The organism is Mesorhizobium sp. P2_F8 (assembly GCF_056403655.1).
This window is the reverse complement of record NZ_JBFUFB010000015.1, coordinates 62,661-85,160: the sequence shown is the minus strand read 5'-3', so window position 1 is coordinate 85,160 and position 22,500 is coordinate 62,661. Positions and strand designations below refer to the sequence as shown.

The window sequence follows — 22,500 nt, the reverse complement described above, 5'->3', positions numbered from 1 at the left end:
GATCAGTTGATGCTGGCGGTCGCGGCGGGCTCGATGCGCTCGCCCTGTCCGGCGTAAGGCACGCGGTAGCCGTTCGCCGCCAGCCAGTCGATCGCCGCCTTCGGCTCGTCGGTCTGGATGATGGTGGCGCCGCGATCGGCCCAGAAGCCATATGTCTCGCGCGGCAGGCTGGCCTGGACCGCCAGCTCGTCGCCGCGGCCGCCCGCGAGGAAGCCGCCTGGCTTGTTGACGATGGCGTAGGTGTCGGCCCAGATGTGCCAGTTGCCACGCACCGCGGCCGCGCGCATGCGCGTGCTGAACAGCGGCCCGCCGGTCTCGGTCAGCGTCTCGGCGCCTGCCCGCCAGTTGATCAGCTCGGTCGCGCGCGGCGAGAAAGCGTGGTCGACCGTCTCGGCGAAAGCGGCATCGTGCACCGCGTCGTCAGCAATGATCGGCATGAACTGGAAGCCGCCGCCTATGGCATCCATGGCGGCCTTGACCGTGGCAATCCGGGTGGCGTTCCAAAGGTTTTCCTTGACGATGACCTGTTCGGCCATGCCGAGATCGCGAGCCACCGCAATCATGCCGGAGAGGTCGCCGACCTCGAGCTTGTTGTCGAGGTTGATGAGGATCTGGTCCCTGGTCGCCAGCAGCATCTCGCGCAGCGTCGAAACTGTCTCATTGGTGATGGCGCCGGTACCCTCAACCACCAGTCGGCAGGTCTTCAGTTCGGCCAGCGTGTATTTCAGCCCGGTGAACGAAGCCGGCTAGAGGTCGTCTTACTCAAGCATGGTCTTTTCCGAAAACTGGCGTCCGCGTTTCCGGATCATGTTCGGTTCAGATGCGTTTCGACAGCCGGCGGAACCAGGCCATGGCCGGCATCTCGACGAAACGCCAGGTGATCCAGGAGGCGGCGATGGTGGCGACAAGCATGACGATGATCGCCACGGCCCCTGTCCAGCCGGCGCCGAAGCCGGTCGCCGGCTGGCCGCGCAGCACGATGTCGTCGATCAGGCCCAGGCCAAGCTTGCGCTCGACGAGCCCGGCGATGTTGATCAAGCGTGCCTGGACGAAGATGTGGACCATGTAGATCGAATAGGACAGCGCGCCGAGCGTCAGCATGAACGGCGTCCTCAGCAGGGCACTGATCCAGCCGCCTTCATGCGCGAAGAGGAACAGCGCGAGCGCGAACACCAAGGGTGCCGCGATGCCGAAATCATTGTCGCCCGACAGCGAGACAAAAACCACGATGACGGCGACCATGACGATCTCGGCAAGGGTCCAGGCCATGCGCGGGCCGCCCCTGGCCAGGGCCTGTCGCGCCCCTGCAATGGAATCATGCTGAAACCAGGCAAGCAAGGCGCCGAGCGAGAAGCCGTACAGGCAGCGGATGAAGCCGAAATCGAAGGACACATCCATATGATTGGTCGAGAAGCCAAGCAGGAACAGCGGCGTGGTGACGGCAGCGCCGACGAACCATATCCAGGCGAGCTCGCCGGCGACGAAGACCACGCCCGCAAACAGCAGATAGGCGAAGAACTCCGCCGAAATGCTCCAGCTTGGCGCATTCCAGGTCAGGTGATCCTCGAAGCCGACGCCTTGCAGCAAGAGAAGATTGGCAAGCAGGCTCCTGAGGTCGAAACCTCCGGTGAAGGGAGCTGCCCCGGTGCCGTGCAGTTGCGGCAACGCCAGCCGCAGCAGCTCGAAGCCGGCGAGAGCGGCCAGCATGAGCAAATGCAGCGGGTAGATGCGGCCAAAGCGGATCAGGGCGAAGCGAGCCACTTCTTCCGGCTGGCTGAGCCGGCTGCCGTAGCTGCTGGCAATGACGAAACCGGAAAGAACGAAGAAGAAGTCGACGAAGAGGTAGGACGAACCGATGAAGGCGCTTTGCGAAATCGTCGAACCGGTCGGGAAGTGAAACAGCGCCACCATCAGCGCGCAGATGCCGCGCCACGAATCGAGAACCAGGAAGCGTTCGCCGGCAATCGTGCCGCTGTGGGTCGACACCACGGCGCGGGGAGGATTAAGAAACGCGGTCTGCGTCATGATGATACAAATCCTGTTTTGCCATGGCACTTGAGGGGCGCCATTTCGTCTCCCCAAGCTGTGACTGGCATCTTCCGTGCCGGTTCTGTAGTTGTTGCACCCCGATGAAAAACAAGGACCCGTAATGGCGACCAACAACATCGACCATGCCTTCACCGCCCGCTCCAAAACGGGCGCGGCCCTCGAGCCGACCTATTCCGGCGCGCTGTCGTTCATGCGGCGCAAATATACGAAGGACGTGAAGGGCGCGGACGCGGTGATATGGGGCATTCCGTTCGACGCCGCCGTCACCAACCGGCCCGGCGCCCGCTTCGGGCCGCAGGCGATCCGCCGCGCCTCGGCGATCCTCGACAACGACCCGCAATACCCGTTTTCACGCGATCTGTTCGAGCATCTCGCGGTGGTCGACTATGGCGATTGCCTGCTCGATTCGGGCAACCACCAGAAGACGCCCGGCACGATCGAGCGCGAAGCGGCGAAGATCCTCAAATCCGGCGCCTTCCTGTTGTCGCTCGGCGGTGACCATTTCGTCACCTGGCCGTTGCTCAAGGCGCATGCCGCCATCCACGGGCCGCTCGCCCTGGTGCAGTTCGATGCCCATCAGGACACCTGGCCGGACGACGGCAAGCGCATCGACCACGGCTCTTTCGTCGGCCGTGCCGTCAATGAAGGCATCATCGATCCGGACCGCTCGATCCAGATCGGCATCCGCACCCACGCGCCCGACACGTTCGGCATAAAGATCCTCTACGGTCACGAAATCGAGGAGATGCGCGCGTCCGATATCGCCTATGCCATCGTCGACCGCACCGGCGGCAAGAAGACTTATCTCACCTTCGACATCGACTGCCTTGACCCGGCCTATGCGCCCGGTACCGGAACGCCGGTTGCCGGTGGGCCGTCCTCGGCAAAAATCCTGTCGACGCTTCGCCAGCTCAACCAGATCGATATTGTCGGCGCCGATGTCGTCGAGGTTGCGCCGGCTTATGATCACGCCGATATAACGGCGATCGCCGGCTCGATGGTGGCCATGCAGTATCTCGGCCTGCTGGCCGAACGAAAGGCCCGGCTGGAAGAGCTGAACAACAACGGCAACCACAACGGTGCCGCGGTGAATCACGGTCAGGGCATATAGTCTTGAAATATCAGGGAATTTGATCAGGCAAATGAAACCGAAAATCTTCATCGACGGCGAACACGGCACCACCGGCCTGCAGATCAGGGCGCTGCTTGCCGAGCGCGGTGACCTGGAAATCATCTCCGTTCCTGCCGAGCGCCGCAAGGAAACGGCGGCGCGCGCCGAGTTCCTCAATGCCGCCGATGTCGCCATCCTGTGCCTCCCCGATGACGCGGCGAAGGAAAGCGTCTCGCTGATCGCCAACGACACCACCAAGGTCATCGACGCCTCGACCGCGCATCGCGTCGCCGAAGGCTGGGCTTATGGTTTCGCCGAGATGGACAAGGAACAGGCAAAGACGATCGCCTCGGCAAAACGCGTCGCCAACCCCGGCTGCTGGCCGCAGGGACCGATCGCGACGCTGCGGCCGCTGGTCACCGCCGGCCTGCTGCCGGCGGACTTCCCGATCACGGTCAACGGTATTTCCGGCTATTCGGGCGGCGGACGGCCGATGATCGAGGACTATGTCGCCAAGGGCGAGAACGCCTCGGAGTTCCTGCCCTATGGCCTCACCTTGCAGCACAAGCACGTGCCTGAACTCAGGGCCTATGCCAGGCTGTCGCATGATCCGATCATGCAGCCGGCGGTGGGCAATTTCGCACAAGGCATGATTACGGTGGTGCCCCTGCAACTCGGTGGTCTCGACCATGTGCCGACGGGTGCGGAGCTTCATGCGGCGATTGCCGACCATTTCGCCGCCATCGAGGGCGGTGTGGTCGAGGTGGCGCCCTATGCGCATCTGGAGCGCATGCCGGAGATCGATCCGGAGATCTACAACGGCACCAACCGGATGAAGGTCTACGTCTTCGCCAACGACAAACGCGCACAGGCTCTGCTGCTGGCGGTCTATGACAATCTCGGCAAGGGCGCCTCGGGTGCCGCCGTGCAGAACATGGACTTGATGCTCGGCCTCTGATGGACGCACCAGTATTTCCGACGCGCTGGAGGGTCAGCGCGCCCAAACTCATCGCCGAGACCTTTTCGAGCCGCATCTGGAAGGTTCGGCAGGAGGATGGTTCGCCGGCGATCGTCAAGGCGCTCAAGCCTTTCGATGATGTCGCCGACGAATTGCGCGGCGAGCATTATCTCGCCTGGCGGCGCGGCCAGGGTGCGGTGCGCCTGCTTGGCCGCGACGACCACAGCATGCTGCTCGAATATGCCGGTGAAACCCTGCTGCAGCAGGTTCTCGACAAAGAGGGCGACAACGCCGCCACTGAAATCGCGGCCGAAGTGATGGCGAAACTGTTTTCGCCTGGGAAAGACCCCTTCCCGCCCGAGTTGCAGCCGCTCAGGGAGCGGTTTGCCAGCCTGTTCAGGAAAGCCGCGGGCGACCGCAACGCCGGCCATGACAGTCTCTATGTCGAGGCCGCGGCAATCGCCGATCGGTTGCTGGCCGATCCGCACGATATCATGCCTCTGCATGGCGACCTGCATCACGACAACATCCTGCACGGGTCGCGCGGCTGGCTGGCAATCGACCCGAAGGGTGTGCTTGGCGATCCCGGCTTCGACGCCGCGAACATGTTCTACAACCCGCTCGACCGGGACGATCTTTGCCTCGATCCGGAGCGGATCGCGGATATGGCCGAGGTCTTCGCCAAAACGCTGGGCCAGGCTCCGCGCGCCATTCTTGATCATGCGATCGCCTATGGTTGCCTGTCGGCATCCTGGCATCACGAAGACGACAACGCGGTCGAGGAGAACCGCGAATTGTCGATCGCCAAGGCGATCCGGGCGGTGCGGCCAAGCTTCTGATCCAGCCGGTCAACCGGCGACGGTAAGGGCTTGTTCACCATGATGGGCTACTCACATTGCGTGGCTCCATCAGGGAATTGTCATGGTCAGCGCGATTTCGGGTTCCTCCCAGGCAACCCAGTATGCTTCGTCCAGTTCATCGAGCAATGCAGCCCAGGAAGCCGCGCTCGAAAAGCAGATCCAGGATCTGGAAGACCAGGCCAAGGCGATCAAGGACCAGGTCCAGGCCGCCCAGGTGCAGCAGGATATCGCTGTCGCCCAGGCCAAACTTGATGCACTCAGGGCCGCCGACGCCGACAAGGCGGCCAAGGCCGCTCAGAAMCAGTCAACGCCATCCGCCGCAGCCTTGCGCCAGGCCGAATTCGACGGCGAGAAGACGACAGCGTCAAACGAATTCTGGATGTGAACGGCCGATCGGCTGAAGCAATTCCAGGAAAAGTGTGAAACGGGTTTTCCGTCCGGAATTGCGTCAAAACAAAGAGATGGAGCAGTTCACCGTTTCCGTGAAACGGTGAACTGCTCTTAGGGATCAGCTCCTGAGCGCGATTTCGTGCGGCAAGGGATAGGCACCCTTGGTGCCGCGCCAATGAGCGGCGGCAAAGCCCAGCACGATGAGCGCAAACCCCTGATGGGTCAGTGCCATATGCAGCGGCACGTGCATCAGCAGCGTGCCGATGCCGATCGAAGCCTGCACCAAAACCAGCGCAAACAGCAGCGTGGCGCGGCGGGCGTGCGTTGTTCCAGGAAGGCGCCGACGCGTGGCGATCATGTGCCACAAGGCCACGACGAACACCGTATAGGCGCCGAGCCGGTGGACGAACTGCACCGTCTTGGGGCTTTCGAAGAAATTGCGCCACGCCGGCTCGAGGATCAGCAAATCACCAGGGATGAGCTTGCCGTCCATCAGCGGCCAGGTGTTGTAGCTCAGGCCGGCGTCGAGCCCGGCGACCAGGCCGCCGAGATAGATCTGGATCAACGCCAGAAACACGATGAAACCGGCCAGCCTCTGCGTCGAGCGGTCGGCGGCGGGTTCGGAATGCGGCGCCAGCCCACGCGCAACGACCATGGTGGCGGTGAAGATCAGCGCCGCCAGCGTCAGATGGGTTGCCAGCCGGTACTGGCTGACCGAAACCCGGTCGACCAGCCCCGAGGCCACCATCCACCAGCCGATGGCGCCCTGCAGGCCGCCGAGCAAAAGGATGCCCACCAATTTTGGCCCCAGGCCGCGCTCGATGCGGCGCGTCGCCCAGAAGAACAGCAGCGGCAAGGCAAACACCAGGCCGACGCTGCGCGCCAGGATGCGGTGCGCCCATTCCCACCAGAAGATCGACTTGAACGCCTCGATGCTCATGCCCTTGTTGAGCTCGGCATATTGCGGGATCTGCTGGTAGAGCTGGAATTCCTCCTGCCACTCGGCGTCGTTGAGCGGCGGTATCACGCCATGGATCGGCTTCCACTCCGTGATCGACAGGCCGGCACCGGTGAGCCTGGTGGCGCCGCCGACCAGCACCAGCGCAAACAGCACCAGCACCACCACATAGAGCCAGCCGCGCAGCAGCGCCCGATTGTACAGGTCGCGGTCGCGGGCCATGAAGGGCGCGGCAGCTGATATGGCAGCCATGGTCTTGTCCCGGCAGGTTGGTTTGGCGGATTGGTGGACCATCGCACCCTTGCTGGCAAGACCAGACGGCGCGGCACGCCGTCGCGCCGCGTCTCACCGGTTGCACAGGGTCGCGTCAAGGCCTATGCGAAGCCAAGAGCTTGCCGGACCTGCGAGGTCCCGGCGGCCTAGACCAGGAGGCCAACCATGCCCGTGCGCCTGAAAAAGCTGATCGGAGCGTTCCTGCTGGTGGCGCTGGTCATCATCTACGCGCTGGTCGCATCGATCTTCGCGGTCGCCCGGCTCTCGGAGTCGAGCCCGTGGGTGCATTTCCTGTTCTTCCTGCTCAGCGGCCTGCTGTGGGTGCTGCCGGCGATGGGCATCATCAAGTGGCTGATGCTGGAGCCGAAGGCGAAGCGCTGAACCGGAACCCGGCCCCGCAGCAGTCAGATCGTCACGAGCATCTTGCCGGCGTTGGCGAGCGGCGTGGTCACGCCCGACAGCATGGTGCGGATATGAGCGAGGCTCTGGTAGCGGCCGTTGACTGAAATGCGCGGCAAGGCATGCAGGAACCCGGCATGTTCGGCGCGCAGCACGCCATGGCGCGTGGTCACGGCGGAGGCATAGCCGGCGTCGCGGGCAAAACCCACTTCGCGGCAGCCCACCGCCCTGGCATAGCCATAGGGATAGGCGAAATGGCTGGGCCTTTCGCCCAGTTCGGCCTGCAGCATGTCACCCACGGCGCCGATCTCGTGCCGCGCATCGGTTTCGGAAAGCCGCTTCAGATTGCTGTGGTTGATCGTGTGGGCGCCAACCGCCACCAGCGGATGCGTGGCGATGCGGCGGATTTCATCCCAGTTCATCAATGTCCGCAGGCGCGGGCCGTCGGCGTCGACGCCATTCGAGCGAGCCAGGTCACGCAGCACGGCTTGCAGGGCTTCCTCGCGGACTTCGGAGGTGAGATAGACATGCAGGCGTATATTGGCCTGTAACTTCTTCGCAGGGGTCGAGCAGTCGATCACCAGCGGGCCATTCGGCCGCGTCAGGGTGAGGCTGTCGCGCGCGTTGACGATGTCCTCGACCACATCCCACCACAAATCGGCGGTGCCGTTGATCAGCCCGGGCGCGACATAGATGGTCATCGGCGCGCCGTGCTTCTCCAGCACCGGCAGCGCCTCCGTCATGTTGTCGCGATAGGCGTCATCGGCGGTGATGGTTGCGAACTCGCCACCCTTGCCGCCCGCCTTGATGCGCTCGACCGCTTCATCCATGGAAACAAAGGCATAGCCGCTCGCCTTCATGTCGGCGATCACAGCATCGAGGAAGCCAGGCGCGATGTTCAGATGGCGGTTGACGCTATCGGGCTTTTCGGGCGTCGCGGTCACGCGGTGCAGCATAAGTATGGCGCCAATGCCGCCGATGAACGGCTTGGCCAGCGGTGCAAGACCGGAATAACGGGCGACGTTCAGCGCCAGTTTCCGGATTGCCTCGCCCCCGTCGATCATTCATTCACCTTTTGCGCCTAGGCTAAACCAAGCACGGAATGCGCCTATGCGGCTCCCCAAATCGCCATCAGTACGCCCTAAGGATTGAGGTATGGTTGACGCAACAGCGTCATTTGACGGCAATCGGCTCGCTGCGACCGAGGCGTCGCCGCGAGCCTTGCCGGGAGACCAGGCCGGCCTGTCGATTTCCGTGACATCCGCGGAAGGGCTTGCGGCCTATGCCGGGTTCTGCCGCTCGGCTCTGTTTGCGCCGGCGCAGAGTGCCGGCTGGATACTGAACTGGGCCGAGCAGGTCGGACCGGATCTGCTCATAGCGACGCTCAGCGCCGAAGGCCGGCCGGTTTTTTCGCTGGCCCTGGAGGTCACCGCGAAAGGTCCGTACCGCGTCGCCCGCTTCATGGGCGACCGCCACGCCAACGGCAACTTCGTCGCCGCTGATCCGCAGTGGCTGGCCAGGGCGGATATCCCGGCCATTCGATCGCTGTTGGCGACCATCGCCAAGGCACGCCCGGACATCGATCTCGTCGCGCTCGAGCGGTTGCTGCCCGATCTCGACGGTGTCACCAATCCACTCGCCTTGCTTGACCATTTTGCCAGCCCAAACTTGTCGCTGGCCGTCGATCTCGGCGGTGGCTTCGATGCGCTGCTGTTGCGCGCCAGCGGCAAGCGCAAGCGCAAGAAGCACCGCTCGCAGATGCGCAAGTTCGAGGCCGTCGGCGCCCACCGGCGCATCGAGGCGCGCACGGCGGACGAGGTGGACAGGCTGCTCGATGCCTTTTTCGAGATGAAGGAATTCCGCTTCCGCAAGATGGGCATCTCCAACGTCTTTGGCGACGAGCAGGTGCGCGCCTTCTTCCGGTCGCTGTTCACGCACGCGCTTGCCGAGGACAAGCCCTCCTTCGTGCTGCACGGGCTCGAGGTGGCCGGCAAGCTCCGCGCCGTCACCGGATCAAGCCGCTCGGGCAAGCGCCTGATCTGCGAGTTCGGAGCGATCGCCGAGGACGATCTCGGCAACACCAGTCCCGGCGACTTCCTGTTCTTCGACAACATCCAGGAAGCCTGCGAGACCGGTTTTGCCGTCTATGACTTMTCTGTCGGCGACGAGCCCTACAAGCGGCTATGGTGCGATATCGAAACCCAGCATTTCGAGGTGCTGGTTCCCTTGACGCTGAAGGGGCGCGCGCTGGCGGTGACGCTCCGGCAAGGCGCAAGGTTCAAAGCCTTCATCAAGAACAGTCCGACGATCTGGAAGCTGACCAAGATGCTGCGCCGCAAGACTGCCGGACAAGCAGCGCCCACGACCGGCGAGAATGAGAGCTAGTTTCGGAAATTCAGGGCTTCTCTAAGGGCGGGTTTGACTCAGGGATCGAGATCGGCCTCGATGTCGTCAAAGCCTGCATTTGTCGCCACGGAGTGAGGACGATGATGCCGACCATCCGCACGCTGTCACTGCATGAGTTGGCGGTTCTCATCGACTGGGCGGCGGCGGAAGGCTGGAACCCTGGTCTTGAAGACGCGGCGATGTTCCAGGCTGCGGATCCCGCAGGCTTTATCGGCGCCTTTGCCGGCGACGAAATGGTCGCGGCAATCTCGGCAGTGGCCTATGGAAGCGGATTCGGCTTCATCGGCCTCTACATCTGCCGGCCGGACAAGCGCGGCAAAGGCTACGGCAAGGCGGTGTGGGACGCCGGCATGGGCAGGCTTGCCGGCAGGACCGTCGGCCTCGACGGTGTCGCCGAGCAGCGCGCCAATTACAGGCGCAAGGGCTTCGAACCCGCCTACGAGACCATCCGCTATAGCGGCCGCGCGGCAGGTTCGACGGTCAAGGCCGATGGGTTGCGCACCGTGACGGCCAAGCTCGTGCCCGACATCATCGCTTATGACGGATATTGTTTTCCGGCACCCCGGCGAGCCTTCCTGCAGCGATGGCTGCAGGCGCCGCATCATGCGTTGGCGGCGGTCAGCCCGCGCGGTACCACCGGCTATGGCGTGGCTCGACCGTGCCGCTCGGGCTTCAAGATCGGCCCGCTGTTTGCCGACAGCGACGACACGGCGCTGCAGCTGCTGGACGGACTGGCGGGGGCCTGCGAGGGCGGCGACCTGCACATCGACGTTCCCGCCGAAAAGGCCGGTTTCATTGCGGCACTCGAGGCGGCCGGCTTTGCGCCGACCTTCAAGACCACCCGCATGTACAAGGGCCCGGCCCCGGAGCTCGGCCTGCAGCGGCTGTTCGGCGTGACGACCCTAGAATTGGGATAGATCAGGCGGAGCGTCAGGCCGCCGAGCGCCGTCCCGGCACCGGATTGCCGGGCGGTTCGTGGCCGAGCGGCGTCACCAGCGTCAGGTCGGGATAGCCACTTTCGATCAGCTTGACCGCGGCCTGCGTCACTTCATCGTCCGGCTCCAGCATGGACAGCAACACCTCGGTCGCATCGCCGGCCAGACGGCTGATGCCTTGCGCGTCGGCCGGTCCGCATTCGACCACCACCAGATCATAGGCTGTGGTCAGCGACTGCATGATGATCGGCAGCCGGTCGGCGGCGCGCATGGCGCGGACCGGATCGGCGGTGCCGACAGGAATGACGTGGCAGTCAGAATAGAGATCGGCATGGATGACGTCGCTGAACTGCGCTTCCGAAGCGAGCAGGTTGGTGATGCCGGGGAAAAGGCCGCTGTCCAGCATCGGCCGCGAGGCGGCCCCCGAAGCGGTAAGGTCCAGCAACAGGACGCGCAGGCCGGCGTCGGCGACCTCGCGTGCCACCAGGACCGCCGACGCGGCGGCCTCGTCGCCCTCCGGCGAGACGAATATGGCGCGCGCCGCACCGCTGGCGATCAGCTTTTCGGCGGCCTTCTCAATGTCGATCTCGCCCAGAGTGGAACGCACCGGTTCGGCCTCGGCAGCCGTCTCCTGCGCTGTCGCTGCTTCGGTCATCGCGACCATATCAGGCGCTTCGGCCGCATGCGCATAAGGCGCATCGATCTCGGGCATCGCGGTGGCATAGGGCATCACGGCTGTGTAGGGCTCCGACCTCGTGTCAGCCGGACCTTCTCCCATCTCCGGGCGAAGGATAGGGTCCTGGAGGACGGCGGGCTCCTGGTGGACAGCCGGCATCGCGACCCTATCCAGCGCCTGAGCTACATGGGGCATCGCGACCTCATCGATGCGTTCGAAGCGGGAACCGGTCGCCGGCCGCATGGCGCGGCCAGAAAACAGCTCCCTTAGGAGCGTCACGATGGCCATGACCAGCAGCGATGCGACGAAGGCGGCACTGACGATGGGCAGGACCTTCGGGAAATACGGCTCGGACGGCACCTGCGCCAGGGAAACCACCCTTGCATCGACGGGCAGATAGTTGCGATCCTTGCGCGACGCCGCGCTGAGGTAGTTCGCCTGGTACGATTCGAGCTGCTGGCGCTTGGCGGCCGCATCACGCTGCAAGGCATCAAGCTCGACCTGCTGTTCGCCGGCGCGGGCCGATGCCGCCTTCAATGTGTTGACGTCGGCGACAAGCTGGTTCTCACGAGCCTGCGCGGTCTGCGCCTGGGTCATCAGACCCTTCATCAGCTTTTGCGCCTCGTTGCGGATCTGGCCGTCGAGATCGGCAAGCTGAGACTTCAACGCCCGGATGCGCGGATGATTGTCGAGCAAGGTGGTGGAAAGATCGGCGATGTTGGCCCTGAGCTCGACCTGCCGCTCGCGCAGGCGCTGGATCAGATCGGAAGACAAGACCTCAGGCACGGCATCGAGCGAACCGCCGCCCTGCAACGCCTTGCGCACGCTGTCGGCGGTCGCTTCCGCCGAGGCGCGGTTGGCGCGCACACGCATCAGTTCGCTCGACAGTTCGGAAAGCTGCTGCGTGGCAAGCACCGAATTGTTGCCGCCCATCAAAAGATCGGATTGTGCACGGTAGGTGGCAACCTTGGCCTCGGCATCCCTAACCTTCTGCTGCAGGTCGGCGATCTCCGGCGCCAGAAAATCAGCGGCGGCGTTGTTCGATTCGAGCTTGGCGGCCCCTTGCCCCGCAATATAGGCGGCGGCAATGGCATCTGGTACGGCAGCCGCGAGCTTGGGATCTTCCGATGAGAACTCAATGGCAATGATGCGGGTCTTCTCGACGCTATAGACGTTGAGCTTCTCATGCATTTTCTTGAGGACGCGCTCTTCCGTCGGAATTTCCATCGGGTCGCTCTTCAGACCGACGAGGACCAGAGCGCGGCTCAACGGCGACATGTCGAGTGCTTCGTCGAACTCGGGCAGCTTCTCCAGACCAAGCTTTTGCGCGACCTGCTTGAGGATTTCGTTGGAGGAAATGATCTGGACCTGGGTGGCGACGCCCTGTTCATCGAGAATTGGCTTGTCGGCGTCGTTGTTGCTGGCCGGCCGCGTATAAACGGACTCACGCGGCGCAATCTCTACCTGGGTCTGAGCCTTGTAGTGGCGCGTGGCAAACGAGGCGAGCGCGAGAGCCGCGCCGGTCACCACCAGTGCGACGACCAGGATGCGCAGCCAGTTCCTCGCCAGGCTGGCGAAGAGCTGCCTGAGATCGACGTCAACATCTGCGGCCGCGGACTGAACGGACATGCATCCCTACTCCGATACTGGGTCAGGACACACCGTAAACAACTATGGTAACTCAGCCGTTAAGATAGCCGTAAGTTTGCGTTAGGGTTTACTGGCGGACGCCAAAACAAAACCGCCAAAAAATCGGAAAACTCTCGCCGGCGCGCGCCGTGTCGGCCGCTCCCTTTACCGGCCATTAACCCTAACAGGATGATAACGGACCTCGATCCCTAGAGTTGCTGCGGGGCTGCAGCGACCAGTCGAAGGTACCTGTCCGGTCATGAAAAGCACTGCTTCCCTGTTTCGCGCGCTGCTTGCCGTATCGATGCTTGCCGGCTGTTCCAGCTACCGGCCGACGCCGGCAGCCTTCCACGAGGTGCTCGAACAGCCCTATCGTCTTGGCGCCGGCGACCGCGTCCGGGTCACCGTGTTCGAGCAGGACGGGCTGACCAACACCTACAGCGTCGACCAGTCCGGCTACCTCTCCTTCCCGCTTGTCGGCGCCGTACCGGCGCGCGGCCACACAGCGCAGCAGATGGAAAAGGAAATCGCCGACAAATTGCGACAAGGCTATCTGCGCGATCCCGACGTTTCGGTCGAGATCGACCGCTACCGGCCGATCTTCGTCATGGGCGAAGTTGGTGCTGCCGGCCAATACTCGTACGTCCCCGGCCTGACGGTGCAGAAGGCAATCGCCATCGCTGGCGGTTTCACCCCGCGCGCCAATCAGGAAAGCGTCGACATCACCCGCGACATCAACGGTAAGGTGATGACCGGCCGCGTGGTCACGTCCGACCCGCTGCTGCCGGGCGATACGGTCTACGTCCGCGAACGCCTGTTCTGACGACCCACGTGGTGGACAACCTCAGGATCGTCCATTGCTTTCGCTCACCCGTCGGAGGAATTTTCCGCCATGTGCGCGACCTGACCGAGGCGCAGGTCGCTGCCGGACATTCTGTCGGCATCGTCTGCGATTCGACGACGGGCGGCGAGTTCGAGGAACGTCTGTTCGAGCAGATGAAGGATATGCTGGCGCTCGGCATCCATCGCACGCCGATGCAGCGCCATGTCGGCCCGGGCGACCTTGCGTCGGCCTGGCGCACTTACAGGATCATCAAGGAATTGCGGCCGGACGTGTTGCACGGGCACGGCGCCAAGGGTGGCGCCTATACCCGTCTGTTCGGCTCATTGTTGCGGGTATCAAGGTCTCGCGTAGCCCGCCTTTATTCGCCGCATGGTGGCTCTCTCCACTATGACGAGCACACGACCACCGGAAAGCTGTTCTTCGCGCTCGAGCGCTTCATGGCGCTCTTCACCGACCACCTGCTTTTTGTCTCCGACTACGAAAGGCGAACCTATCGCCGCAAGGTCGGGGAGCCGCAGATCCCCAACACCCTGGTCTACAATGGATTGCGCGCCGCCGAATTCGAGCCCGCAATCACCGGGGCCGACGCAGCCGATCTGCTCTATATCGGCATGATGCGCGACCTGAAGGGTCCCGACATCTTCATCGACGCGCTGGCCCTCGCCGGCCCCCGGCTCGGCCGCGCGCTGACCGCGGTGATGGTTGGCTCCGGCGACGACCTACCCCGCTACCACGCCCAGGTGAAACGCCTCGGGCTTGAGGGCTACGTCCGCTTCCTGCCGCCGATGCCGGCCAGGGAGGCTTTCGCGCTGGCGGCACTCGTCATCGTTCCCTCGCGGGCCGAAGCCATGCCCTATATCGTCCTGGAGACGCTCGCCGCGGGAAAGCCGATGATCGCCACGTCGGTCGGCGGCATACCGGAAATCTTCGGCTCCGGCTCCCCTGCCCTGATCCGGCCTGGCCCAGTCGAGCTTGCCGACAAGGTGAGCCAGGCGCTGGGCGACCTCGCCGCCTATCGCAAGCTGATGCCGGATGGCGCCAGCCTCAAGGCACGCTTCGGCGCCGATGTGATGGCCGCCGACATCGAGAAGGCCTACTTCGCCGCGATCAACAAATAGGCCTCAAGCCCCAGGCCGTTTCAAAGCCACTTGTTGTTTCAAGGCTTTCTTAGCTCTCTTTTGCTATTCACCGTAGGGAAGCTTGCGGAAAGCCCCATGAACGAGATCGACCCCGCGCGCCGCTTTTCACCAGAGGCGGTGCGTAAATTCGACGGCCCGGCCGAAGGCGACACGCCGCCCGGCGGCATGAACGATGTCGCCCGCCAGGTCGCCTCGCAGTACAGGCGCGATACCATGTCGCCGATCATGGTCAGCGGCGTGCTGCGCATGGTCGAATTCGGCTTGCTGCTGGTGTCCGGGCTCGGCATCTATTTCTACTATGTCGGGTTCTTCAACTATCTCGCCTGGCAATACCCGCTGACGATCGCCGCTTCGTCGTTCCTTGCCGTGGTGCTGCTCGACGTCACCGACTGCTACCAGATCGTGGCCCTCATGCGGCCCATCGCCAATTTCGGCCGCGTGCTGCTGGTCTGGGCCGGCACTTTCGCCCTCATGGCGCTGATGGCATTCGTCATGAAGATGTCGGAAGACTATTCGCGCCTTCTGCTCGGCACCTGGTTCGTCATCGGCTTCGTTCTCCTCTTCGGCCTCAGACTGGTGATGTCGAAGCTGATCCGGCGCTGGGCGCGCGATGGCCGCATGGAGCGGCGCGCCGTCATCGTCGGCGGTGGCAAGGCGGCTGAGATGCTGATCCGCTCGGTCGAAAAGCAGCCCTATAACGACATCCGCATCTGCGGCATCTTCGACGATCGCGGCGACAAGCGCTCACCGCCCATCGTCGCCGGCTATCCCAAGCTCGGTACCATTTCGGAGCTGATCGAGTTCGCCCGCATCGCCCGCATCGACATGCTGATCGTATCGCTGCCGCTGACCGCCGAATCGCGCGTGCTGCAGCTGTTGAAGAAGCTGTGGGTGTTGCCGGTCGACATCCGGCTGTCGGCGCATTCCAACGCGCTGCAGTTTCGCCCGCGCGCATATTCCTACATCGGCTCGGTGCCGATGCTCGATATCTTCGACAGGCCGATCAACGACTGGGATTCGGTCGCCAAGCGCGCCTTCGACATCGTCTTCAGCCTGATCGGCATCGTCGTGTTCTCGCCGGTGATGCTGGCGACCGCCATCGCCATCAAGCTCGACAGCAAGGGACCGGTGCTGTTTCACCAGAAGCGGCACGGCTTCAACAACGAGATCATCGAAGTCTACAAGTTCCGTTCGATGTATACGGACAAGGCCGACCCGACCGCCAAGCAGACGGTGACCAAGAACGACCCGCGCGTCACCCGCGTCGGCCGCTTCATCCGCAAGACCTCGATCGACGAGCTGCCGCAGTTCTTCAACTCGCTGCTGGGTTCATTGTCGCTGGTCGGCCCGCGTCCACACGCCATCGCCGCGCAGTCGCACAACCTTCTCTACAACGAAGTGGTCGACGGCTATTTCGCGCGTCACAAGGTCAAGCCCGGCGTCACCGGCTGGGCGCAGATCAATGGCTGGCGCGGCGAGATGGACACCAACGAGAAGATCCGCATGCGGACGGAGTACGACCTCTATTACATCGAGAACTGGTCGCTGCTGTTCGACTTGCGGATCCTGTTCCTGACGCCCGCCCGGCTGCTGAACACGGAAAACGCCTATTGAGCGCGATTTCCCATGAGCTGCCGCAGGCCGCGGTCAACGCCAAGCTGATAGCGCTGATTTCCTCAGCCGCGGTGTTCGTCGGCATATTCCTGTCCGGCTTCGTCATCAGCGAACCGGCGCCCTATGAACTCTACATGGCCGGGCTGATCGCCATCTGGGGTCTATTCGGCCTCAGGCTGTCGCGCGCGGCAATGCCGCTGCTGGTGCTGCTGGTGACGATGAACATCGGTGGCATGATGGCGATGACGCAGATGGCGGATCTCGCCAACACGCCGCTCTATCTCGCCGTCTCGCTGTTTCTCGCCTTCACCGCGGTGTTCTTCGCCTCGGTGACCGCGGTGCAACCCAGCCTCTACCGGCTGATCTTCTTCGCCTATGTCGTGTCGGCGGTGATAACCTCTCTGCTTGGCATAGCGGGCTATTTCCACGCCTTTCCGGGCGCCGAGATGTTCACCAAATACGACCGGGCCGCCGGTGCCTTCCAGGACCCGAATGTGTTCGGCCCGTTCCTGGTGCTGCCCGGTATCTATTTGCTCTATCTGCTTTTGACCGGGCCGGTCACGCGCATGCCGCTGCTGGCGGTGCCGCTGCTGATCATAACCGCCGGCATCTTCTTTTCCTTCTCGCGCGGCGCCTGGGGCATGTTCGCCGTTTCGGCTGTCCTGCTCACCGGCTGCCTGTTCCTGCAGAGCGCCAGCGGCATGTTCCGACTGCGCGTGGTGGTGATGACGGTCGCGGCACTGTCGCTGCTGGTCGTCGCCATGATCGTCATCTTGCAACTGCCCGGCGTGTCGGAGATGTTTTCCAACCGCGCCCATCTCGAACAGAGTTACGACACCGCTCGCCTCGGCCGCTTCGCCCGCTACGCAATCGGGTTCCAGATGGCGCTCGAGCATCCGTTCGGCATCGGCCCGCTGGTCTTCGGCACGATCTTTGGCGAAGACACGCACGATATCTGGCTGAAGATGCTGATGGACTATGGCTGGCTCGGCTTCGTGTCGTTCCTGACTCTCGTCGCCTGGACGATAGCAGCCGGATTCCGCATCCTGCTGCGCGACCGGCCGTGGCAGCCCTATCTGCTGTGCGCCTATGTCGCCTTCATCGGCAATATCGGGCTCGGCACCTTCATCGACATCGATCACTGGCGCCATGTCTACCTGCTGCTCGGCCTGATCTGGGGCGCCATCGCGCTTGAGTACAGGCACCAGCGGCTGTTGCGGCCGAACCCGGTAAAAGCCCAAGGTGGAAGGCGAGCTGTAGAAGGCGGTTGGTTTGCGAGCGTCAAGGAGTTTGAGCGCTCGTAAGTTCCTGTATTTTCTCGAGAAGATTTTGGCCAGTAGTTGGTAGACCTGCGTCAGTTCCCCTGGCGATAATTCGACTCTGATGTCGTACTGCCCGGAATAATTCACCTGCAGATTTACCGTCCCGAACAGTGTCGTTGCGCCATCACGTATGTCGGTCGCCACGATCATGTGTTGCAATGACTGGTCTAGCAGAATGACGCCGGGTTCTCCGGGGTGATTGTGTCTTGTCGTCCTGATCTTCACGTCAACCTCCTTTTCGGACCTTTCAAGAAGAGCGCAGAGTCAGCCGAGATTACCGCAGTTTCGATGCTGTGACGGTGCGCTTGGTATCGGGGATGGCAGACGGAGACTTTAATAATTAAAATTGGCGGGTTTGAGCGGCTCTCTGTCATCGTGGTTCAAAATCGAGGCGATCCGCCTAAGGTTGGACATCGCCTCATCGATCAGTCGCCAGGATGGCTGTCCTTGTGCCGCGTCTCTAGCGCTCGCCAGATCGCCTCTTACGATCTGCATTATCTCCTGGGCGGCTTCTTTCTTGTCCATACGACCATTCCTGCGAGACAATGAAGGCAGTCTTGACTGCTATCATGTCACGACGGTAGGCAGGTCCACAACGGAACCATGTGGTTGCCGCCGGTTGCTCCTGCGGCGGGCACAATAAAAGGGATCCGCATTTCGGGTTTCTTGGTGGTTGAGCAGACCGGATTCGGAAATCGATTGAGCGCCCACCATATCTTTTCGATGTCGGAGTCGCCTTGACCCTCTTCCCAAGGTGTCCAGCCCTTGCCCGGTCGCGCAGTCAGTTCGCTATCGCGCATCAGAGAGCCGCCCGACCTACGCTGGATTAGGGAGCTTCTGTCTCAACACTTGAACAACCTTGCCGTAGATCTGCCCTTCCAGAGCGGTGAGCGAAGTGGCCGATTTAGGCGGCCGGCGCTCCTACCTAAAACTCCGTTCCCGGATTGTCATTATCCGCTCGCAGCGACACTGCCGCCAGGAAGGAGGGCACAGACCGTTTTGATTTTGCGCGCGCTCTCTTCAAGCGTGTTTCCGTGTACTCTACGAATAAGACGCTCTTGCTAAACATCAAGTTGAAATCCTCGCCCTTAAAACCGCGACTTAGGGTGGCGTAGACTCCGGATAAAGCAGACGGCGGCACGTTCACCTTTTCCATGGGGATCTTTGATTTCCAAATCATCGAGCAGCCAAGCGAGATGGCCTTGTAAATACTTGTTTTCCCCATTTTCCAAGTTACAAGTTGGCAATCCTATTTCAGAGATCCTCTTCATCCGCAGGCGTCGACCATAAACCGCGGCCACATCGACCGCGGAAGATGCAGATGATTCTGCGCGACGCCTATTCCCTCCAGCGCGTCCCAGCGTGCCGCTTCTTCCTATCGGGTGGGCCGAACTCACGCTCTGCCCAGATAGGCCGCTCCGGGGGCACGAAGCCACGGTGGAATTCCACCATGTAATCGAGAACATCATTGCCAATGCGACGCCAAGTTTCCTCTGCCAAATCGCGCGGCACCTCGCGGCGGTTCTCAACAATTCCAGCCTCTACGAGATCCTCAAAGAAGTCGTAGCCGCTCAGGCGTCCATGCGACGTTGCTCGTCCTGCTTGTTCATGGCCAGCCTGGCGCGTAGGGCAGCACGCTCTTCTTTCGTATTGCAGTGAAACGGCTCCCCGCTGCTTTCGCGGCACAGCAAGCGTGGTCTGCTGATGAATGATGAGTTGGTCATGGGTGGTCATCCCATCTGGAGAAACCGGCGAGGCCGGTAGTGCCGACCGCGATGGGCGGCCGGCAGAAAATCATGGTGCAGCGCAACAAAGATATTGCGTTGCACGCAAACTTCCGTAAGCTGGCTCTAATATGCAGCAGCATAGGCCGGGGGGCGGTAGCCACGGCTCTTCAGTTACTTGGGAGAGCCGTGGTGGCTACCTGGGCCGCTTTGTCCTGTATCTGCTTGTTGTCATTCGTCGGTTTTGTTACCCAGACGGATTTTTCAGCTATTTTTGGAAGGTAGGACTTTGGGGGTAAGTCCTTGTTTTTTAAATGGTCGGAGTGGCCGGATTCGAACCGACGACCCCTTGACCCCCAGTCAAGTGCGCTACCGGGCTGCGCTACACTCCGGACCGGTCGCGATGTATCGTGATAACCCCGCCCGGGTCAACCGAAATTCGGCAGCGATCGCGCCGATGCGATCGCGGGTGCCGGCGAGCCTCTTAGCTAGCCTTTGCAGACAGCGACCCAATCGGCGCCGGTAAGGCCAACAACGCGCTGCGGTGCAGAGCCGCACGGCGGCGTTGGTGGCGCCGGCGGCGGGCACGACCTCGTCGAATTCGCGCAGCGATACGTCGCAATAGACCGGCAGCGGCGCCGGCAGGCCGAACGGGCAGACGCAGCCGACCGGGTGGCTGGTTGCCTCGACAACCTCCGCGGCGTCGAGCATGCGCGGTCACCTTGCCGCTCTCGATATCCTCAATCTCGTCGGCAGCCAGACCGCATATCAGGGAACGATTTTCCACATTGTAGCCGTGGGTTTCCCGCATTGCTCTGAGGGTGCTGCAATCTGGCCCACCCCTCTCCGAGAGAGTTGCCCGCCATATTAATCATGACTAATATGATAGTCGGAAGGGCCGAAGGTGGAGAGGTTCTTGGCAAGCCAGTTGGCCGCGATGCTGGTGGCGTCGGCAGGAGAATGCTGGTCCGAGGAGGGCCTACCTTACAAGCCGATCTCCGAAGAAACTTTGAGACTTGTCAGCACCCAGATGTATTCCGACATTCTGAGGCGAGCTTGCTTGCAAGGTCGACGCTATCCGAGAAGCCAAATTGAGAGCGGCTTCAAAAGGCACTTCCAGGAAATGAGACTGATATTGGTGGAGGATGGGTACACCATCGTGCCCAATGTGACCTAGAACAACTCATCCTGGTCTCTATCGGAGATGGAATTTGATGCCAAACGGCGCCTTGGTCTCCCATCCCAATTCGGCTGTTTTGGTGCATACTGGCTCAACGAAAATCGGGGCTGGTGACATGCTCCTCGCGCCGGGATTTGCCGGCGCGTCGGGGCCGAACCAATCGCGAAGCTTCACCAAAGTCGCGTCGGGGACATCATTCGGGAGCATCCGTATCCAATTTCCCCGCCGCTGATACAATGAGATCATGACGCTGCGGAAGCGGGCCCAAATGCTTGATCGGATTGCCCAGGAGGCAATCGCACTTCTCGGTACGGGACGACAGGTCCCGACCTTTTCCAGCCGCTTTCCCCAATTCGGCCTTACAGATGGATACGACGTCGCCACGAGCGTTCGCGCGGTACGGGGCGCCAGAGGCGAGAAGGTCGTCGGCCGCAAGATCGGCTTCACCAACCGCTCCGTCTGGAGCGGCTATGGCATTTCGGGGCCAATCTGGAACTACATGTTCGACAGCACAGTCGGCGATCTGCCGGAGAAGGGCGGAATGTACTCGTTGGCGGGCCTGGCCGAGCCACGCATTGAACCGGAAATCATCTTGCATCTGGGGAGCGTTCCAGATGTCTCCATGAGCGAGGATGAACTTGTCGGCTGTGTCGACTGGATTGCGCTTGGTTTCGAGATTGTTCATTCGATCTTTCCAGGGTGGGTTTTCACAGCCGCCGACGCCGTGGCCGCCTATGGCGTACATGCCAAGCTGTTGATTGGTGATCGGCAGCTGATAACGGAAAATCCCGCGATCTGGGCCGATCAGCTGTCAAGTTTTACGATCACGATAGAGCGCGGGGACGGCTTGGTGCGGAGCGGCGGCGGCGCCAGCGTGCTGGGAAGCCCCTTCAAGGCACTTCGCTTTCTTCTGGCGGAAATCGCAGCCAATTCCTCGAGCGACCCGTTGCGAGCCGGCGAAATCATCACGACCGGCACGCTCACCGAGGCGATGCCGGCAGTGGCTGGCGAAACCTGGACTACAGACGTCCGCGGGATAGCCTTGAAGCCGGTGCAACTCCAATTCCGATAGCCAGACGCAGCGCGGTGCAAAGCATTGCTTGATCGCTATTGGCAGACATCGACCCATTCGCCGCCAATGAGATCGACCATGCGCTGCGGGCTGAGCCGCACGGCGGCGTTGGTGGCGCCGGCGGCGGGCACGACCTCGTCGAATTCGCGCAGTGACATGTCGCAGTAGACCGGCAGCGGCGCCGGCAGGCCGAAGGGACAGACACCGCCGACCGGGTGACCGGTTGCTTCGATAACCTCCGCGGCGTCGAGCATGCGCGGCTTGCCGCCGAACTGGTCCTTGCACTTGCGGTTATCCAGCCTGGCGATGCCGCTGGTCACCACCAGCATGGTGCGCTCGCCGACGCGCAGGCAGATCGTCTTGGCGATTTGCGCCGGCAGCACGCCGTGCGCCTCGGCCGCCAGTGCCACCGTTGCCGAGCTCGCTTCGGTCACGATGACTTCGATGTCGGGCGCGTGAGCGGCGAAGAAGGCGCGAACGGATTCCAGGCTCATATCGAAAACCCATAGTTCAGGAATGTTGGACAGCGGACTGAGCTGCCGCGCGTATAAACACGTGCCACATACAATTCGACAAGCCCCGGCTCCGGCAGGGCGGCCGCCGCACCACAAAAACAAACCCGCCAAGGCTATTCCTTGGCGGGTTGTCGGGCATGCCTGTCGTTGAACTATGCCAGGGATCGACCTTGCGCGGCCGGCGTGTGCACAGCCGAAGCGATCAAAGCGTCCTGGGGAAGTCGAAGCGCGGACACAATACGACGCAGCTTCGACGGATCGGTCACCTTACCGCTCTCGATATCCTCAATCTCGTCGGCAGCCAGACCGCATGTCAGGGAAAGCTTTTCCACACTGTAGCCGCGGGTCTCCCGCATCGCTCTGAGGGTGCTGTAATCCGGCCCGATCTCATTGGCTACCGATTCGGAGAGGGCTTCGCTTTTTGCAGTGTTGGGCATTGGCAACTC

General features: G+C 62.4%; 21 protein-coding genes, 1 tRNA gene and 2 pseudogenes. 12 read left to right on the top strand and 12 right to left on the bottom strand.

The window, feature by feature from the left end; translation table 11 throughout:
• Nucleotides 1–2: 2 nt before the first annotated feature.
• Nucleotides 3–722, bottom strand: a pseudogene (locus AC1DZP_RS29425) (PI-PLC domain-containing protein); the annotation flags it as partial.
• Between the two features lie 94 nt (nucleotides 723–816).
• Nucleotides 817–2,025, bottom strand: a complete 1,209-nt coding sequence (locus AC1DZP_RS29420; RefSeq protein WP_477307231.1) for an acyltransferase family protein — start codon at nucleotides 2,023–2,025, stop codon at nucleotides 817–819.
• A gap of 124 nt (nucleotides 2,026–2,149) precedes the next feature.
• On the opposite strand from AC1DZP_RS29420, the gene speB reads away from it, so the two are divergent.
• The 4 genes from speB to AC1DZP_RS29400 all read left to right on the top strand — a co-directional run bounded on the left by speB (nucleotide 2,150) and on the right by AC1DZP_RS29400 (nucleotide 5,363).
• The gene (gene speB / locus AC1DZP_RS29415) at nucleotides 2,150–3,160 is read left to right on the top strand and encodes an agmatinase (RefSeq protein WP_095081232.1); all 1,011 of its coding nucleotides are present in this window, start codon (nucleotides 2,150–2,152) and stop codon (nucleotides 3,158–3,160) included.
• Between the two features lie 31 nt (nucleotides 3,161–3,191).
• Nucleotides 3,192–4,118, top strand: coding sequence for an N-acetyl-gamma-glutamyl-phosphate reductase (argC, locus tag AC1DZP_RS29410; protein ID WP_095081229.1), 927 nt, complete (start codon nucleotides 3,192–3,194; stop codon nucleotides 4,116–4,118).
• Nucleotides 4,115–4,957 carry an aminoglycoside phosphotransferase family protein gene (locus tag AC1DZP_RS29405; RefSeq protein ID WP_477307301.1) on the top strand — a complete coding sequence of 281 codons (843 nt, stop codon included), beginning with the start codon at nucleotides 4,115–4,117 and terminating at the stop codon, nucleotides 4,955–4,957. Before argC ends, AC1DZP_RS29405 begins: the two co-directional genes overlap by 4 nt.
• Before the next feature lie 82 nt (nucleotides 4,958–5,039).
• Nucleotides 5,040–5,363 carry a hypothetical protein gene (locus tag AC1DZP_RS29400; protein ID WP_477307229.1) on the top strand — a complete coding sequence of 108 codons (324 nt, stop codon included), beginning with the start codon at nucleotides 5,040–5,042 and terminating at the stop codon, nucleotides 5,361–5,363.
• Between the two features lie 123 nt (nucleotides 5,364–5,486).
• On the opposite strand, the gene AC1DZP_RS29395 is transcribed toward AC1DZP_RS29400, so the two are convergent.
• The gene (locus AC1DZP_RS29395) at nucleotides 5,487–6,578 is read right to left on the bottom strand and encodes a COX15/CtaA family protein (protein WP_457152662.1); all 1,092 of its coding nucleotides are present in this window, start codon (nucleotides 6,576–6,578) and stop codon (nucleotides 5,487–5,489) included.
• 186 nt (nucleotides 6,579–6,764) lie between these two features.
• Between AC1DZP_RS29395 and AC1DZP_RS29390 the strand changes: the two genes are divergently transcribed.
• Nucleotides 6,765–6,980 carry a DUF2842 domain-containing protein gene (locus AC1DZP_RS29390; protein ID WP_457152663.1) on the top strand — a complete coding sequence of 72 codons (216 nt, stop codon included), beginning with the start codon at nucleotides 6,765–6,767 and terminating at the stop codon, nucleotides 6,978–6,980.
• A 23-nt stretch (nucleotides 6,981–7,003) separates the two neighbouring features.
• Here AC1DZP_RS29390 and AC1DZP_RS29385 read toward each other — a convergent pair whose 3' ends face one another.
• The gene (locus tag AC1DZP_RS29385) at nucleotides 7,004–8,062 is read right to left on the bottom strand and encodes a polysaccharide deacetylase family protein (protein ID WP_477307227.1); all 1,059 of its coding nucleotides are present in this window, start codon (nucleotides 8,060–8,062) and stop codon (nucleotides 7,004–7,006) included.
• Nucleotides 8,063–8,153: 91 nt separating this feature from the next.
• Between AC1DZP_RS29385 and AC1DZP_RS29380 the strand changes: the two genes are divergently transcribed.
• Nucleotides 8,154–9,383, top strand: coding sequence for a GNAT family N-acetyltransferase (locus AC1DZP_RS29380; RefSeq protein WP_477307225.1), 1,230 nt, complete (start codon nucleotides 8,154–8,156; stop codon nucleotides 9,381–9,383).
• A 101-nt stretch (nucleotides 9,384–9,484) separates the two neighbouring features.
• Nucleotides 9,485–10,321 (top strand): GNAT family N-acetyltransferase, encoded by an 837-nt coding sequence (locus AC1DZP_RS29375; RefSeq protein ID WP_477307223.1) that lies wholly within the window; start codon nucleotides 9,485–9,487, stop codon nucleotides 10,319–10,321.
• Between the two features lie 13 nt (nucleotides 10,322–10,334).
• Here the strand turns inward: AC1DZP_RS29375 and AC1DZP_RS29370 are convergent, their stop codons facing one another.
• Nucleotides 10,335–12,644 (bottom strand): GumC family protein, encoded by a 2,310-nt coding sequence (locus AC1DZP_RS29370; RefSeq protein ID WP_477307222.1) that lies wholly within the window; start codon nucleotides 12,642–12,644, stop codon nucleotides 10,335–10,337.
• Nucleotides 12,645–12,903: 259 nt separating this feature from the next.
• Here AC1DZP_RS29370 and AC1DZP_RS29365 point away from each other — a divergent pair, with 259 nt between their 5' ends.
• From AC1DZP_RS29365 to AC1DZP_RS29350, 4 genes are all read left to right on the top strand, one after another.
• Nucleotides 12,904–13,467, top strand: a complete 564-nt coding sequence (locus AC1DZP_RS29365; RefSeq protein ID WP_095081215.1) for a polysaccharide biosynthesis/export family protein — start codon at nucleotides 12,904–12,906, stop codon at nucleotides 13,465–13,467.
• 8 nt (nucleotides 13,468–13,475) lie between these two features.
• Nucleotides 13,476–14,606, top strand: coding sequence for a glycosyltransferase family 4 protein (locus tag AC1DZP_RS29360; protein WP_457153656.1), 1,131 nt, complete (start codon nucleotides 13,476–13,478; stop codon nucleotides 14,604–14,606).
• 96 nt (nucleotides 14,607–14,702) lie between these two features.
• Nucleotides 14,703–16,241: an undecaprenyl-phosphate glucose phosphotransferase gene (locus AC1DZP_RS29355; protein WP_457153655.1), complete on the top strand. Its 1,539-nt coding sequence runs from the start codon at nucleotides 14,703–14,705 to the stop codon at nucleotides 16,239–16,241.
• Complete coding sequence (locus AC1DZP_RS29350) at nucleotides 16,238–17,545, top strand: O-antigen ligase family protein (protein ID WP_457153654.1); 1,308 nt, start codon at nucleotides 16,238–16,240, stop codon at nucleotides 17,543–17,545. Before AC1DZP_RS29355 ends, AC1DZP_RS29350 begins: the two co-directional genes overlap by 4 nt.
• Before the next feature lie 351 nt (nucleotides 17,546–17,896).
• Here AC1DZP_RS29350 and AC1DZP_RS29345 read toward each other — a convergent pair whose 3' ends face one another.
• The 5 genes and pseudogenes from AC1DZP_RS29345 to AC1DZP_RS29325 all read right to left on the bottom strand — a co-directional run.
• Nucleotides 17,897–18,088, bottom strand: a complete 192-nt coding sequence (locus AC1DZP_RS29345) for a hypothetical protein (RefSeq protein WP_457153653.1) — start codon at nucleotides 18,086–18,088, stop codon at nucleotides 17,897–17,899.
• Nucleotides 18,089–18,135: 47 nt separating this feature from the next.
• Nucleotides 18,136–18,363 carry a hypothetical protein gene (locus tag AC1DZP_RS29340; RefSeq protein WP_457153652.1) on the bottom strand — a complete coding sequence of 76 codons (228 nt, stop codon included), beginning with the start codon at nucleotides 18,361–18,363 and terminating at the stop codon, nucleotides 18,136–18,138.
• 538 nt (nucleotides 18,364–18,901) lie between these two features.
• Entirely contained in the window at nucleotides 18,902–19,297 is a 396-nt protein-coding gene (locus AC1DZP_RS29335; RefSeq protein WP_477307219.1) for a hypothetical protein, read from the bottom strand.
• Between the two features lie 305 nt (nucleotides 19,298–19,602).
• Nucleotides 19,603–19,679 (bottom strand) — tRNA-Pro (locus AC1DZP_RS29330).
• 96 nt (nucleotides 19,680–19,775) lie between these two features.
• Nucleotides 19,776–20,001 (bottom strand): annotated as a pseudogene (locus AC1DZP_RS29325) (YbaK/EbsC family protein); the annotation flags it as partial.
• 965 nt (nucleotides 20,002–20,966) lie between these two features.
• On the opposite strand from AC1DZP_RS29325, the gene AC1DZP_RS29320 reads away from it, so the two are divergent.
• Nucleotides 20,967–21,539, top strand: a complete 573-nt coding sequence (locus tag AC1DZP_RS29320; protein WP_477307217.1) for a hydratase — start codon at nucleotides 20,967–20,969, stop codon at nucleotides 21,537–21,539.
• Nucleotides 21,540–21,574: 35 nt separating this feature from the next.
• On the opposite strand, the gene AC1DZP_RS29315 is transcribed toward AC1DZP_RS29320, so the two are convergent.
• Both AC1DZP_RS29315 and AC1DZP_RS29310 read right to left on the bottom strand, forming a co-directional pair.
• Entirely contained in the window at nucleotides 21,575–22,033 is a 459-nt protein-coding gene (locus AC1DZP_RS29315) for a YbaK/EbsC family protein (protein ID WP_457153464.1), read from the bottom strand.
• Between the two features lie 173 nt (nucleotides 22,034–22,206).
• Nucleotides 22,207–22,491: a helix-turn-helix domain-containing protein gene (locus AC1DZP_RS29310; protein ID WP_095081186.1), complete on the bottom strand. Its 285-nt coding sequence runs from the start codon at nucleotides 22,489–22,491 to the stop codon at nucleotides 22,207–22,209.
• Between the last annotated feature and the right edge of the window lie 9 nt (nucleotides 22,492–22,500).